Consider the following 13,277-nt stretch of genomic DNA (forward strand, 5'->3'; position numbering starts at 1 on the left):
CTATTTCAACTATTCTCAAAAAAGAGAAGCGGTCCCCCGCACTTTCGCTCGCATTTATTTCAATCAACCCGATGCATTTTTATAATCACAGTTTTGCCCTCGCCCGCTTAAAATTATTTCGCCTACTAAAAAAATATGAGGGATTCAAAATGCCGTTATTAAACTGGTCCAGACACATGGTTCGTTTAACTGCAGTCGGCCTTATCAGCATGCCGGCCGCCTATGCAGCCGACACCCTGACTCGCGACAATGGCGCCGACGTCGGCGATAACCAGAATTCCCAGACAGCAGGCGCCCAAGGGCCGGTCCTGCTGCAAGACGTGCAGTTGCTGCAAAAGCTGCAGCGCTTCGATCGCGAACGCATCCCGGAACGCGTTGTTCACGCCCGCGGCACGGGCGTCAAAGGCGAATTCACGGCATCGGCCGATATCAGCGACCTGAGCAAGGCGACGGTTTTCAAATCCGGCGAAAAAACCCCGGTGTTCGTGCGTTTCTCTTCTGTGGTTCACGGCAATCATTCGCCTGAAACCCTGCGCGACCCCCACGGTTTCGCCACCAAGTTCTACACAGCCGATGGCAACTGGGACCTGGTGGGCAACAACTTCCCGACCTTTTTCATCCGCGATGCCATCAAGTTCCCGGACATGGTGCACGCCTTCAAGCCTGACCCGCGCACCAACCTCGACAACGATTCACGTCGCTTCGACTTCTTCTCCCACGTACCGGAAGCTACCCGTACGCTGACCCTGCTGTATTCCAACGAAGGTACGCCAGCCGGCTATCGCTTCATGGACGGCAACGGTGTGCACGCCTACAAACTGGTCAACGCCAAGGGTGAAGTGCATTACGTCAAGTTCCACTGGAAGACGCTGCAGGGCATCAAGAACCTTGATCCGAAAGAAGTCGCTCAGGTTCAGTCCAAGGACTACAGCCACTTGACCAATGACCTGGTCGGCGCGATCAAGAAAGGCGACTTCCCGAAATGGGATCTGTACATCCAGGTGCTGAAGCCTGAAGACCTTGCCAAGTTCGAATTCGATCCTCTGGATGCCACCAAGATCTGGCCTGACGTGCCGGAGAAAAAGATCGGGCAGATGGTACTGAACAAGAACGTCGACAACTTCTTTCAGGAGACCGAACAGGTCGCCATGGCTCCGGCCAACCTGGTGCCAGGCATCGAGCCTTCGGAAGACCGTCTGCTGCAAGGTCGTGTGTTCTCCTACGCCGACACCCAGATGTATCGCCTTGGCGCCAACGGCCTGAGCCTGCCGGTCAACCAGCCTAAAGTTGCAGTGAATAACGGCAACCAGGATGGCGCGATGAACAGCGGCCACACCACCAGCGGCGTGAATTACGAGCCAAGCCGTCTGGAACCACGCCCATCCGATGACAAGGCGCGCTATAGCGAACTGCCGATCAGTGGCACCACCCAGCAGGCGAAGATCACGCGCGAGCAGAACTTCAAGCAGGCTGGCGACGTGTATCGCTCCTACACCGCGAAAGAGCAGACCGACCTGGTGCAGAGCTTCGGCGAATCGTTGGCTGACACCGATACCGAAAGCAAAAACATCATGCTGTCGTACCTGTACAAGGCTGACCCTACCTACGGCACTCGGGTAACCGAAGTGGCAAAAGGCGACCTGGCCAAGGTCAAGTCGCTGGCTGCCAGCCTGAAGGACTGATGAGCTGAAGTCCCGTCCCGGTGCCTCGTGCGCCGGGACGGTTCCAGCCAGGAGAACGCCAGTGAAAAACCTCATCTACGGTTTGCTGCTGTTTGCCGCAACCGCCAGCGCCACGCAACCTGCACCGCCTCCGGAACTCACAGCCGAACAGACCGCCAGCCAGCTTCGCACGTTGTTCTTCGACGCCTCACGTGAAGGCAACAATCCAATGCTGGACACCTTCATCGAAGCTCATTACGACCTCAACGTACGTGACCCGCAAGGCTACACCGGCCTGATTCTGGCCGCTTACCATGGCCATGAAGACTCAGTGGTGCGCCTGATCGACGCCGGGGCTGATCCCTGCGCCAAGGACAACCGCGGCAATACCGCGCTCATGGGCGCCATTTTCAAAGGTGAACTGAGCATTGCCAAGCGTCTGGTGCAGGCTGACTGCGGCGCTAACCTGACCAACAATGCCGGGCAGACGGCAGCCATGTATGCAGCCCTCTTCAAACGCACCGAAGTGCTCAAGGAATTGACCGACAAGGGCGCGGACCTGAGCCTCCGTGACAGCATGGGCAATGACGTACAGGGTTTGTCCAAAGGCGAATTTCAGGCACCGCCCACACGATGACATCGGTGGGCTGGTACTTTTTAACAGCGCGCAGGTCCGGTGTTAACCTGCTTCTGTCGCCTGCGCACGCCTCTGCAACCAGTGGTCCGCAACCTGCCCCATGTCTTTGGGCCTGCCGTCCTTGATCCACGCCATGAATGGTCGATCGAATCTGAACAGCGGGCCGCACTCCTCGACCATGAAACGGCGCACGTTCTGTGTGTTTCGATAGTGGCTGTCCACCGGAGTGTCACGGGTGATCTGGTCTGAGTGCCAATCGAATGCCATACGCAGTGCCCGTTTGGTCAGTTGGAAAGACTCTTTTATAGCGGATTTGCAGGACCGTCGCGACGCTGAATTGCGCCTCACTCCCCCGCGAACGGCACCAGCGAATCCAGCAACCACGCACCCGCCGGCCCCAGACTGCGCTGGAATGACCAGATGACGTCGACCGCCGAGCGACGTGGCCAACCGGAGACAGTCAGTTCCTTCAACAGCCCGCCCGAGTAGCGCGACACCAACCAGCGCGGCAACGCCGACCAGCCAAAGCCGAACGCCGCCATGTCCATCAGCAACAGATAATTCGGTGCTGACCAGTGCCGGTGGCCGCTGGTGGGCAGGTCGTCGGTAGGGATGCTGTGCTCGACCAGCGTATTAAGGCGCAGTGCGCGATAGCGAGCCAGTTGCTGATAATCGACCCGCTCCAGCGCGGCGAGCGGATGCTTGTGCGACACGAACAGACCGAAATCGGCACTCTCATCGATGGTCGCGTGGCCAATCTCCGGCGGATAGCTGGCCTGTGCCGACAACAACCCCAGCGACGCTCTGCCCGATTGCACCAGGCTGATCGCATCACCGTGCTCGGCAAACACACACTCCATTTCCAGCTCCGGAAAACGCTGGTCCAGTTCGCTCATCAGCCGCTCGAAATCCGCAAACTGATTGGCGTCGGACAACACCAGCGTCAGCCGAGGCTCGACACCCGCTGACAGGCGCGCCGCGGCCCGGCGCAGACGGTCGGAGGCGCACAGCAGATCATCGACGCGACCGAGCATGACCCGCCCCGCCTCGCTCAACACCGGTTGCCGCGACGAACGATCAAACAACTCCAGCCCCAGATCGATCTCCAGACGGGCAATCGCTTCACTGATGGTCGACTGGCTTTTGCCCAGGCGACGTGCAGCCGCGCTGAACGAACCCAGTGCGGCAATCTGGACAAACGCTTCCAGCGCTTCGGGGGAATAACTCATGGCAGTCTCTTATCGGCTTTACCGATGGTAGTGATTTTCAGATTAGCGCAAATACCGATGACAATGCTGCCACGAATGGACATCAAGGACAGCCCGATCATGAGTCACCGCCAACAGCACGCTGAGCAGTCAACCACAGTGCCGCACAAAACCCTCCGCGAACGTGCCCTGCATGCCACCCTGTTCGAAATCGGCGGCGTGATTCTGGTCGCGCCGCTGCTCGCCTGGCTGATGGACCATTCACTGGCAATGATGGGCATCATGACGGTGATGATTTCCACCATCGCCATGCTCTGGAACATGCTCTATAACGCCCTGTTCGACCGCTTCCGGAAACGCTGCGGCTTCGCCATGAACCTGATGACCCGTGTTCTGCACGCCATGGGGTTCGAAGCCGGACTGATCCTCGCCGTGGTGCCACTGGCCGCATGGTGGCTGTCGATCAGCCTGCTGCAAGCCTTCCTGCTGGACATCGGCCTGCTGCTGATGTTTCTGCCGTACACCCTGCTGTTCAACTGGGCCTACGACAGACTGCGCGAGAGGCTGGTCGAGCGGCGCGAGTCGAGATGCGAGGTGCTTTGAGGCTGGTCGTCAGCGCTTTCAGGCATCAACGTTGTAGATGCACGGCATCAGCCTTTCTCACTGGATTATCCCACTGCCCCCAGAGCACACTGTCGGCCTCTGACCAACACGGCAAGGACCCCGACCCATGACTGAAATAATAAAACTGGCCGCGTTCAGCGATGGAGACCGGGGCGGCAACCCGGCAGGCGTGTGGATTGGCGATTCGCTGCCTGATGATGTTGTGATGCAGCAGATCGCCGCCGACGTCGGTTTTTCCGAAACTGCTTTTGCCGCCCCTTTAGAGAACGGCTGGCGGGTACGTTACTTTTCGCCGCTGGCCGAAGTGCCGTTCTGCGGGCACGCGACCATCGCGCTGGGCGCGGCGCTGGCGATGCAGCAAGGCGACGGCGTGTTCAACCTGACACTCAACCAGGCGCAGATCACAGTCGAAGGGCATGCTCAGGGTTCGCTGACCTCGGCAGCATTGCAGTCACCGCCCACCCTCAGTAAACCGGTCAGCGCGCAGTTGCTGGAAGAAGCCCTGGCTCTGTTCGGCTATACACATCACGACCTGGATCAGCGCATCGCGCCAGCGCACATCAACGGCGGTGCCGGGCATCTGATGCTGGCGCTGAACAGTCGTGCTGCGCTCAAAGCCATGCATTACGACCAACAGGCCGGACGCGAAGTGATGGCACGTGAGGGCTGGGCAACCATTCTGCTGGCCTGGGCGGAGACCGATCAGCTGTTTCATACCCGCAACCCTTTTGCGTTCGGCGGGGTTTACGAAGATCCGGCCACGGGTGCCGCCACAGCAGCGCTGGGCGGTTATCTACGCGATATCCGCTGGCCACATGGCGGGCTGATCGACATCCTGCAAGGCGAAGACATGGGCAGCCCTTCTCGCCTGCGCGCCGAAATTTCCGGGCAACCGGGCAGTTCGATCCGGGTCTCGGGGATGGCGCGCAGGTTGTAAGCGCGATCAGGTCCTCAGCTTGCTGCCGCCAATCGCCACGCCCAACAGCATCACCGCGACGATCATGAACGCCAGCTCAAGGCTGCTGATGTGGGCGATAAAGCCGATTGCCGCAGGACCGATCAGAATCCCGGCGTAACCCACGGTGGTGATCGCCGGGATTGCCACGCTTTCCGGCATGGTTTTCTGCCTGCCGACCGCGCTGTAGCAGACCGGCACGATGTTCGAACAGCCAGCGCCCACCAGCGCGTAACCTAGCAGTGCCGCCTGCCAGACCGGGATCAGCGTGGCGACGGCCAGACCGGCGGCGGCACACAGCCCGCCGAGAATGATGACCCGGTTAGAGCCGACCCGCTTGACGATCGCATCGCCAAACAGCCGGCCGAGGGTCATGGTCGCGGCGAACACGGCGTAGCCCAGCCCGGCATAGGATGCTTCGACGCCGCGCAACGAGGTCAGGAACACCGCGCTCCAGTCGAGCATCGCACCTTCGGCCAGAAATACCGTGAAGCACAGCAGGCCGATAAACAGCACCACACCCCGCGGAATCGCAAAGGCCGGTCCATCGGACGGACTGCCGTAGGGCAATAGGTTCGGCGCCGCTTTTGCCAGCGCAATCAACGTCAGCAACACCACAATCAGCATCGCCGCAAACGGCGAGATGCCCAGGCTGAGCAAGCCCGCGACACCGGCAGCGCCGACGATCCCGCCGAGACTGAACAGACCATGAAACCCCGACATCATGGTCTTGCCACTGGCACGCTCGACAATCACCGCCTGCACGTTGGCGGTGCAATCCACCCCGCCCATGCTCGCGCCGAACAGAAACAGAATGGCGATCAACAGCGGCAAACTGGATATCGTCGCCAGCAGCGGCAGGCACAGACAGATCAACAGCGTCGAACAGACCAGCAACCGCCGACAACCGAACCGCGCTGCCAGCGCCCCCGCCAGCGGCATGGAAAGAATCGAACCGACGCCGAGGCATAGTAACAGCAGGCCGAGGGTTCCCTCATCAAGCCCCATCCGCTGTTTGACGTAAGGCACCAGCGGCGCCCATGACGCCACACTGAAACCGGCAATGAAAAACGCAATACGCGTCGAAGACTGTTCCGCCCGAGCCTTGGCATCCTGGGCTGCGGTGCTGAAAGAGGTCATGCATGCTCCTTGTGATTACTGGACCAGGGGCGCACCAGCCAGCGCAACAGCCTAACAAAGCTGATCGTTTAACCAAACCCTCTGATGCGCCGAAATGGAGCGCGTTCCGTTGCTATTGCATCGGCTTCGACAAGCCGGGACGCGCGATGTGATCCCTGATCTCAACGCGAGCGCCCTCTGGCCGTTTCTGGAAACGGCTGGCTGAGGCCGCAACTGCCCGGTCAAAGAACTTTAAAGAACATGCCTTCATAGAGGCTGGAGCTACAGCTTTTTATACACCGGCGCACTAAAATGGCGGCCGCCTGCTCCCTTCCGGGGCAAATCAATTTCAAGAGGCCGTTGTGTACAAAGGTGTCGTGCTGTCGGTCCTGGCTTCCGTGCTGTTCGGAGTCATGTATTTCTATACCTCGCTGATGAGCCCGCTGGATGGCGAGGAGATCTTCGGCTGGCGCATGCTGCTGACAGTGCCGTGCGCGACGCTGTTCATGCTGGTCAGCGGTGACTGGCGGCTAGTCCGCGATCTGGCGGCCCGGCTCAGGCAGCAACCGCTGCTGATCTTCGGGCTGCTGCTGTCGTCATTGTTGCTCGGCGCGCAGTTGCTGATCTTCATGTGGGCACCCCTGCACGGGCGCAGCCTGGAGGTGTCGCTGGGTTATTTTCTGTTGCCGTTGAGCATGATCTTTACCGGCCGCCTGGTGTATGGCGAACACCTCTCGTACCTGCAAAAAGTCGCCGCCGGGTTTGCCGTGATCGGGGTCGGCCATGAAATATGGCGGCTGGGCAGCTTTTCCTGGGAAACCCTGCTGGTCGCGGGCGGCTATCCGCTGTATTTCGTGTTACGCCGCAAGCTCAAGACCGACCATTTGGGCGGGCTGTGGTTTGACATGCTGCTCATGCTGCCGATCGGCCTGTGGTTCATCAGTAACGGTCATCCGCAAGCGATCCAGCAGGCACCGTTGCTGTACCTGCTGATTCCATTGCTGGGAGTCATCAGCGCCTCGGCGCTGGTCAGCTACATCATCGCCAGCCGCTTGCTGCCGTTCAGCCTGTTCGGGCTGCTCAGTTATGTCGAACCGATCCTGCTGGTGGGCGTCGCGCTGTTGCTGGGTGAAAGCATCAGCCGCGATGAATGGCTGACTTACCTGCCGATCTGGCTGGCGGTCGTGGTGCTGATGATCGAAGGCGCCAAGCATATGCTGGCCCAGCGTCGCCGGGATGCGGCCTGAGCATCACGACCCGGCGAAACGCTCCAGTTGCATTTCCTGAAGTCGGCTCAGGGTACGGCGGAAGGCGAACGATAGATAACCTTGAGTGTAGAGCTCGTCCATGGGCACCGGCGCCTCGACGTACAGTGGAATGCGTCGGTCGTAACACTCGTCTACCAACGCAATGAAACGCCGCACGCCATCGTCGTTGGGCGACAACTGCGGCAGTTCGCGATCCCCTGCGGTCACCTGCTCCACGCCATCCTCGGTGCCACGGGCAATCTTCGCTTCGCGCTGTGCAGCGCCGAGGACCGGCACGTCGCTGAGCAGAATCACTGAAAAGCGATCACACAGGGCAATGAAGTCCATGGCCGCCAGCGGTTGCTCGCACAGGTCGCGATAGCGGCACCACACCACCGTGTCGGAATGCTGAAGCACATTGATGCTGCGGTAACCCAGCATGACCTGCGAGTCGTGAACCGGCTGGCCTGCGCTCAGGGCCTCGAATATGCCCTGCAGGGCACTAGGCCGACCGGCTTCGGCAATCCAGTAGCGCTGGTGCAACTGGCCGGGATGCAGACGGTGATCCTCGCCTCCGTCCACCGCAACGACGTCCATGTATTTCTGGATGGCAGCAACGGCAGGCAGAAAGCGCTCGCGGTTGTGCCCATGGCTGTACAACTGATCCGGCGGCTGGTTGGAGGTGCAGACCAGCACCACGCCCTGTTCGAACATCACTTGCAGCAGCCCGCCGAGGATCACCGCATCGCCGATGTCGGTCACAAACAGTTCGTCGAAACACATCACCCGCACGTCACGCGCCAGCTCCTTGGCGACGACCGTCAGCGGCTGAGGCGTGCCCATCAGTTCGAACATGCGTTTGTGGACCCAGCGCATGAAGTGATGGAAATGCTGACGCCGGGCGGGCACCGTCAGGCTTTCGAAAAAGCGGTCCATCAGCCAGGTCTTGCCACGCCCGACCGGCCCCCACAGATAGACGCCCCGCGCCCGACCGCGAGACTCGGCCAGCGCCAGATAGCACGCCTGCAACTGCTGCACCGCCTGCAACTGCGCCTGATCGGGCTGAAAACCACGCTGCACCGCACGTTCGTAAGCATCCAGCGGAGAGACGGCATCCATCAGGCACACACCTTGGGTCAGGGATCGATATTCAGCCTATACGAGACTAGGCCTGGCGACGTCAATCAAGCGTGCTGCACACCGGCACGCTTGAGCAGTCGTTTGCAGCGCTCGGACAGGTGTACCACACGCAAATGCTTGCCCGCCTTGGCGTAGCGCTCGCGCAGGGTTTTCAACGCGGCAATGGCCGAGTAGTCGACAAATCGCAGATGACGGCAGTCCAGTGTTACCTGTGCCGGGTCTTCGGCAGGGTCGAACTGGGCCAGAAACGGCGTGGTCGAGGCAAAGAACAGCGTGCCGTGCAGGTGGTAGACCTTGCTGCCATCGGCTTCGACATGGCTGTCGGCATACAGCTCGCGGGCCTGCTGCCAGGCAAAGTTGATCGCGGCGATGATGATGCCGAACACCACGGCGGTGGCCAGATCGGTCAGCACCGTGACCACGGTCACGGCAATGATCGCCAGCACATCGTTGACCGGCACCTTGCGCAGCACACGCAGGGACGCCCAGGCGAAAGTCTGCTGGGCGACCACGAACATCACCCCGACCAGCGCCGCCAGCGGAATACGCTCGATCAGCGGCGACAGAAACAGCACGAACATCAGGATCATCAAGCCCGCCACAATGCCGGACACCCGACCGCGGCCGCCGGAGCTGAGGTTGATGACGGTCTGGCCGATCATCGCGCAACCGCCCATACCACCGAATGCACCCGACACCATGTTGGCCGCGCCCAGCGCCACGCACTCGCGATCCGGGTAGCCACGGGTTTCGGTGATCTCGTCAGTCAGGTTCAGGGTCAGCAGGGTTTCCAGCAGGCCGACCAATGCCATCAGAATCGCGTAAGGCGCGATGATCCGCAGGGTCTCCAGGTTCCACGGAATGTCCGGCAAGGCGAACACCGGCAGACCGCCGGCAATGTGCGCCATGTCGCCCAGGGTGCGGGTCGGCAAGCCAAGCAGGTACACCGCCAGCCCGACACTGAGAATCGCCACCAGCGCAGGCGGTGCAACGCGGGTGATGCGCGGCAGCAGGTAGACAATCGCCATGGTCAGCGCCACCAGGCCAAGCATCACGTACAGCGGCGTGCCGCTGAGCCATGACTCACCGACCTTGAAGTGCTCGAGTTGCGCCATCGCGATCACGATCGCCAGGCCGTTGACGAAGCCCAGCATCACCGAATACGGCACCAGTCGCACCAGTTTGCCCAGCCGCAACAGCCCGAACAGGATCATGATCAAGCCGCCGAGCAGCACGGTGGCCAGCAGATACTGCACGCCCTGCTGCACCACCAGCGCGACGATGACCACGGCCATCGAACCGGCCGCACCCGAGACCATGCCCGGACGCCCGCCGAACAAGGCCGTCAGCGTGCAGATAATGAACGCACCGTAAAGCCCCATCAGCGGATTGAGATGGGCAACCAGCGCAAAGGCAATGCACTCGGGCACCAGCGCAAAGGATGTGGTCAGCCCGGCCAGCACTTCGGCACGCATACGGATAGTTTTCATGGTTTACCTGAGCCGCGCTCCATGGAGGAAGCGCAAAAAAGGGGGCATATTACGCAAACCTTTGACGACCGACCACCGCGGCAGGGCTGCGATACACACCTCCTGATGATCGGCATACACCCAAAACAACAAGGAATTATCGAATGTCACGCAATGGAACGCTGCTCTGCACGGGGCTTGTGCTGGTCAGTTCAATCGCTTTTGCCGAGGACAAGCCTGCCACCTTTGACGCTTTTGTGCAGGCAGAAGCCAGCAAGGTGATGCAGGAAAACCGCATCGCGGGCTTGTCCATCGCCATCACACACAATGGCAAACAGCAGTTCTACAACTACGGCGTTGCCTCAAAAGCCACTGGCCAGCCGGTGACCAGTGATACGCTGTTCGAACTCGGCTCGATCAGCAAGACCTTCACCGCCACACTCGCCACCTGGGCGCAGGCCGATGGGCAACTGTCACTGACGCAGAGCATCGACACTTACCTGCCGCAGTTGCAGGCAACGCGCCTGGGCAAAGTGCCGGTTTTTCATCTGGGCACCCACACTGCAGGCGGCTTCCCGCTTCAAGTGCCCGACCAGGTGCAGAACACTCGCCAGCTGATGGCTTATTTCAAGGCCTGGCAGCCCGAGTATCTGCCCGGCACCCACCGCACGTATGCCAACCCCAGTGTCGGTCTGCTCGGCATGGTCGCGGCGCGCAGCATGAACATGCCCTATGAAGAAGCCCTGCAACAGCGGCTGTTTCCGGCGCTGGGTCTGAACAGCACTTACGTCAAGGTGCCCGACGAAAAGCAGACGCTTTACGCGCAGGGCTATAACAAGCTCGATGAACCGGTCAGGGTCAACCCTGGTCCGCTGGCGGCTGAAGCCTACGGCGTGAAATCGAGCAGCCGGGACCTGATCCGTTTCATTGAGGCGAACATGGGGCTCGGTCAATACGACGCGCCACTGCGCCGTGCCCTCAACGACACACGGACCGGCTATTTCAAAATCGGTGACATGACTCAGGACCTGATCTGGGAACAGTATTCGATGCCGGCGCGCTTGCCCCAACTGCTGGAGGGCAACGCCAGCGCCATGCTGAACACCCGCAAAGCCGAAGTCATCGACCCGCCGCAGGCCGCGCAATCTGCGGTCTGGGTTAACAAGACCGGCTCAACCAACGGTTTCGGCGGCTACGTGGCGTTCATTCCGGAAAAGCAGCTAGGTATCGCGATTCTTGCCAACCGAAACTACCCGAACGAAGAACGGGTGAAGCTGGCTTACCGGATTCTCGAGCAGTCAGGCTGCTGCTCAACGCCCTGAGAAGAGCCCCGCCGCACCGTCAGACTCGATTTCCAGCAGCTTGCGCTTGCGCTCGACACCCCAGCGATAACCGGACAACGAGCCATCGCTGCGCACCACGCGATGGCAGGGAATGGCCACCGCAAGCCTGTTCGCGCCGCAGGCATTGGCTACCGCACGGACGGCACTGGGCATACCCAACTGCGTCGCGATTTCGGTGTAGGTGGCGGTCGTTCCGGCCGGGATATTCCTGAGCGCCTGCCATACCCGCTCCTGGAAAACCGTGCCGCGAATATCCAGCGGCAGCGCAAGGCCGGTCGCAGGCGACTCCACAAAGCCCACGACCACAGCGATCAGCGCTTCGAACCCGGCGTCTGCGCCGATCAGATTGGCATTGGGGAACTGATCCTGAAAACCTTCAATCAGCGCGTCGGGATCATCGCCGAGCGAAATGGCGCAGATGCCCTTGCTGCTGGTGGCCACCAGAATCGACCCCAGCGAAGTTTCACCCAGGGCGAATCTGATCTCGACATTGGCGCCGCCCGCCCGGTATTCGGAAGGTTTCATGCCCAGCATGTGCTGCGAAGCCTCATAGAAACGACTGTTGGAGTTGTAGCCCGCCTGGTACAGCGCGCGGGTGATGGTCACATCATGGGCAAGCTCGACCTTCACCCGCGAGCGCATCGAAGCGACGCTGTAGGCTTTGGGTGTCAACCCGGTCAGCTTCTTGAACGTACGATGGAAATGAAAACTGCTCATGCCAACCTGTTCCGCAAGCGCTGTAAGGTTGGGCATTGAATCGGACGTATCGATCACTCTACAGGCTTCGGAAACCGCTGCAGCATGTTTGAGTTCCAGCGCTTGCTGATCGCTGCTGCGCCTGGACGGACGAAAACCAGCGGCTTCGGCTTCGCTTGCCGTATCAAAGAAAACGACGTTCTCCGGACGCGGAAGTCGGGTGGGGCTGCAAGGTTTGCAATAGATGCCGGTGGTCAGCACGCCGTAGACAAAATCAGCCCCCGAGCGACGGTTGATGAGGACCTCCCAGCGCGGGTCGTCTTCGGTTCGCGGAGCACGTGCTTTTTTCGTGTCGTCTGTGCTGGCCATGTTGTTGCTCGCCTTGAGTTTCCATGAGCCTATCCTTGTCAGATCCGACAGGCACTCCGAGTCTTGCTTTCAAATTCGAGATCGATCGATCTCGCTGAAGCCGGTCGGCACTCGCCACAGATACCAGGCGGCAATCGTTCGGTAAGGCGCAAACCGCTCGGCAAGCCGGGCCATCTCCCGGTGGCCCGGTTTGCGTTCGAGAGCATACAGTCGCCTGTAGCCTTCGCACACGCCGAAGTCGCTGGCGGGCATGACATCCCGCTGGCCAAGCCCGTAAATGAGCATCATCTCTACCGTCCAGCGGCCCACCCCCGGTAGCTGAATGAGACGCTCGACGAGCTCGTCATTGCTCATCGCCAGCGCATCACTGACATCAGGGACGATACCCTCTACCCGTGCAGTAGCAATCGCCTTGATTGCCCGGCACTTTGATGCCGAGAATCCGCAGGAACGCAGTGCCTGATCATCCAGATCGATCAATGCTTGAGCGCCTGGAAAGCTGACGTCCGGGAACAGGGCGCGCAGCCGCGTGACCATCGCGTCCCCCGCTTTAGCGTGCAATTGCTGATAGGCAACGGCCTTGACCAGCGCCTGAAACGGATCCTGTGCCGCCGTCAGCGGGTGCAGGCAGGGGCCGACGTGCTCGATAAGCAACGCCCATTGCCTGTCGACAGCCTTGAGCGATTCGACAGCCTGAGCATGCGCATCTTCTGCCGGGTAATCCCTGGGCAGGGGCTCGCGGCCGAGGACGTCTGATTCTGATGCCATTGTGAGTTCCAGGTTGGGTAGCCGGACAGCCAGTCAGTGGC

General features: G+C 60.5%; 13 protein-coding genes. 6 read left to right on the forward strand and 7 right to left on the reverse strand.

Features of this window, described 5'->3' with window-relative positions; all coding sequences use genetic code 11:
• Positions 1-176 precede the first annotated feature (176 nt).
• Together katB and I9H07_RS14725 are read left to right on the forward strand one after the other, a co-directional pair.
• Positions 177-1,682 (forward strand): catalase KatB, encoded by a 1,506-nt coding sequence (gene katB / locus I9H07_RS14720; RefSeq protein ID WP_024675443.1) that lies wholly within the window; start codon positions 177-179, stop codon positions 1,680-1,682.
• A gap of 61 nt (positions 1,683-1,743) precedes the next feature.
• Positions 1,744-2,298 (forward strand): ankyrin repeat domain-containing protein, encoded by a 555-nt coding sequence (locus tag I9H07_RS14725; RefSeq protein ID WP_024675444.1) that lies wholly within the window; start codon positions 1,744-1,746, stop codon positions 2,296-2,298.
• A gap of 42 nt (positions 2,299-2,340) precedes the next feature.
• On the opposite strand, the gene I9H07_RS14730 is transcribed toward I9H07_RS14725, so the two are convergent.
• Both I9H07_RS14730 and I9H07_RS14735 read right to left on the reverse strand, forming a co-directional pair.
• The gene (locus tag I9H07_RS14730; RefSeq protein WP_058392788.1) at positions 2,341-2,565 is read right to left on the reverse strand and encodes a DUF6434 domain-containing protein; all 225 of its coding nucleotides are present in this window, start codon (positions 2,563-2,565) and stop codon (positions 2,341-2,343) included.
• Positions 2,566-2,642: 77 nt separating this feature from the next.
• Entirely contained in the window at positions 2,643-3,527 is an 885-nt protein-coding gene (locus I9H07_RS14735) for a LysR family transcriptional regulator (RefSeq protein WP_024675446.1), read from the reverse strand.
• A 99-nt stretch (positions 3,528-3,626) separates the two neighbouring features.
• On the opposite strand from I9H07_RS14735, the gene I9H07_RS14740 reads away from it, so the two are divergent.
• Positions 3,627-4,109, forward strand: coding sequence for a multidrug/biocide efflux PACE transporter (locus I9H07_RS14740; protein ID WP_236424299.1), 483 nt, complete (start codon positions 3,627-3,629; stop codon positions 4,107-4,109).
• Positions 4,110-4,236: 127 nt separating this feature from the next.
• Positions 4,237-5,067: a PhzF family phenazine biosynthesis protein gene (locus tag I9H07_RS14745; RefSeq protein ID WP_236424297.1), complete on the forward strand. Its 831-nt coding sequence runs from the start codon at positions 4,237-4,239 to the stop codon at positions 5,065-5,067.
• A gap of 6 nt (positions 5,068-5,073) precedes the next feature.
• On the opposite strand, the gene I9H07_RS14750 is transcribed toward I9H07_RS14745, so the two are convergent.
• A complete protein-coding gene (locus I9H07_RS14750) occupies positions 5,074-6,225 on the reverse strand; it encodes an MFS transporter (protein ID WP_058392786.1) in 1,152 nt (383 codons plus the stop codon).
• A gap of 341 nt (positions 6,226-6,566) precedes the next feature.
• Between I9H07_RS14750 and rarD the strand changes: the two genes are divergently transcribed.
• Entirely contained in the window at positions 6,567-7,451 is an 885-nt protein-coding gene (rarD, locus tag I9H07_RS14755) for an EamA family transporter RarD (RefSeq protein ID WP_024675450.1), read from the forward strand.
• Between the two features lie 3 nt (positions 7,452-7,454).
• Here the strand turns inward: rarD and zapE are convergent, their stop codons facing one another.
• Positions 7,455-8,570, reverse strand: a complete 1,116-nt coding sequence (gene zapE / locus I9H07_RS14760; RefSeq protein ID WP_236424296.1) for a cell division protein ZapE — start codon at positions 8,568-8,570, stop codon at positions 7,455-7,457.
• A 65-nt stretch (positions 8,571-8,635) separates the two neighbouring features.
• Positions 8,636-10,081 carry a SulP family inorganic anion transporter gene (locus I9H07_RS14765; RefSeq protein ID WP_024675452.1) on the reverse strand — a complete coding sequence of 482 codons (1,446 nt, stop codon included), beginning with the start codon at positions 10,079-10,081 and terminating at the stop codon, positions 8,636-8,638.
• 143 nt (positions 10,082-10,224) lie between these two features.
• Between I9H07_RS14765 and ampC the strand changes: the two genes are divergently transcribed.
• Positions 10,225-11,382 carry a class C beta-lactamase gene (ampC, locus tag I9H07_RS14770; protein ID WP_236424294.1) on the forward strand — a complete coding sequence of 386 codons (1,158 nt, stop codon included), beginning with the start codon at positions 10,225-10,227 and terminating at the stop codon, positions 11,380-11,382.
• Here the strand turns inward: ampC and ada are convergent.
• Together ada and I9H07_RS14780 are read right to left on the reverse strand one after the other, a co-directional pair.
• Entirely contained in the window at positions 11,371-12,468 is a 1,098-nt protein-coding gene (gene ada / locus I9H07_RS14775; protein ID WP_236424292.1) for a bifunctional DNA-binding transcriptional regulator/O6-methylguanine-DNA methyltransferase Ada, read from the reverse strand. The genes ampC and ada overlap by 12 nt on opposite strands.
• Before the next feature lie 69 nt (positions 12,469-12,537).
• Complete coding sequence (locus I9H07_RS14780; protein WP_024675455.1) at positions 12,538-13,236, reverse strand: DNA-3-methyladenine glycosylase family protein; 699 nt, start codon at positions 13,234-13,236, stop codon at positions 12,538-12,540.
• Positions 13,237-13,277 lie beyond the last annotated feature (41 nt).

The sequence above is a fragment of the Pseudomonas syringae genome (assembly GCF_023278085.1).
Taxonomy (GTDB): Bacteria; Pseudomonadota; Gammaproteobacteria; order Pseudomonadales; family Pseudomonadaceae; genus Aquipseudomonas; species Aquipseudomonas syringae_Q.

Coding starts and splice junctions, on each gene's coding strand:
- I9H07_RS14740 (WP_236424299.1), top strand. CDS start 3,627: ATGAGTCACCGCCAACAGCACGCTGAGCAGTCAACCACAGTGCCGCAC.
- I9H07_RS14730 (WP_058392788.1), bottom strand. CDS start 2,565: ATGGCATTCGATTGGCACTCAGACCAGATCACCCGTGACACTCCGGTG.
- I9H07_RS14735 (WP_024675446.1), bottom strand. CDS start 3,527: ATGAGTTATTCCCCCGAAGCGCTGGAAGCGTTTGTCCAGATTGCCGCA.
- zapE (WP_236424296.1), bottom strand. CDS start 8,570: ATGGATGCCGTCTCTCCGCTGGATGCTTACGAACGTGCGGTGCAGCGT.
- I9H07_RS14765 (WP_024675452.1), bottom strand. CDS start 10,081: ATGAAAACTATCCGTATGCGTGCCGAAGTGCTGGCCGGGCTGACCACA.
- I9H07_RS14745 (WP_236424297.1), top strand. CDS start 4,237: ATGACTGAAATAATAAAACTGGCCGCGTTCAGCGATGGAGACCGGGGC.
- ada (WP_236424292.1), bottom strand. CDS start 12,468: ATGGCCAGCACAGACGACACGAAAAAAGCACGTGCTCCGCGAACCGAA.
- katB (WP_024675443.1), top strand. CDS start 177: ATGGTTCGTTTAACTGCAGTCGGCCTTATCAGCATGCCGGCCGCCTAT.
- I9H07_RS14780 (WP_024675455.1), bottom strand. CDS start 13,236: ATGGCATCAGAATCAGACGTCCTCGGCCGCGAGCCCCTGCCCAGGGAT.
- I9H07_RS14750 (WP_058392786.1), bottom strand. CDS start 6,225: ATGACCTCTTTCAGCACCGCAGCCCAGGATGCCAAGGCTCGGGCGGAA.
- ampC (WP_236424294.1), top strand. CDS start 10,225: ATGTCACGCAATGGAACGCTGCTCTGCACGGGGCTTGTGCTGGTCAGT.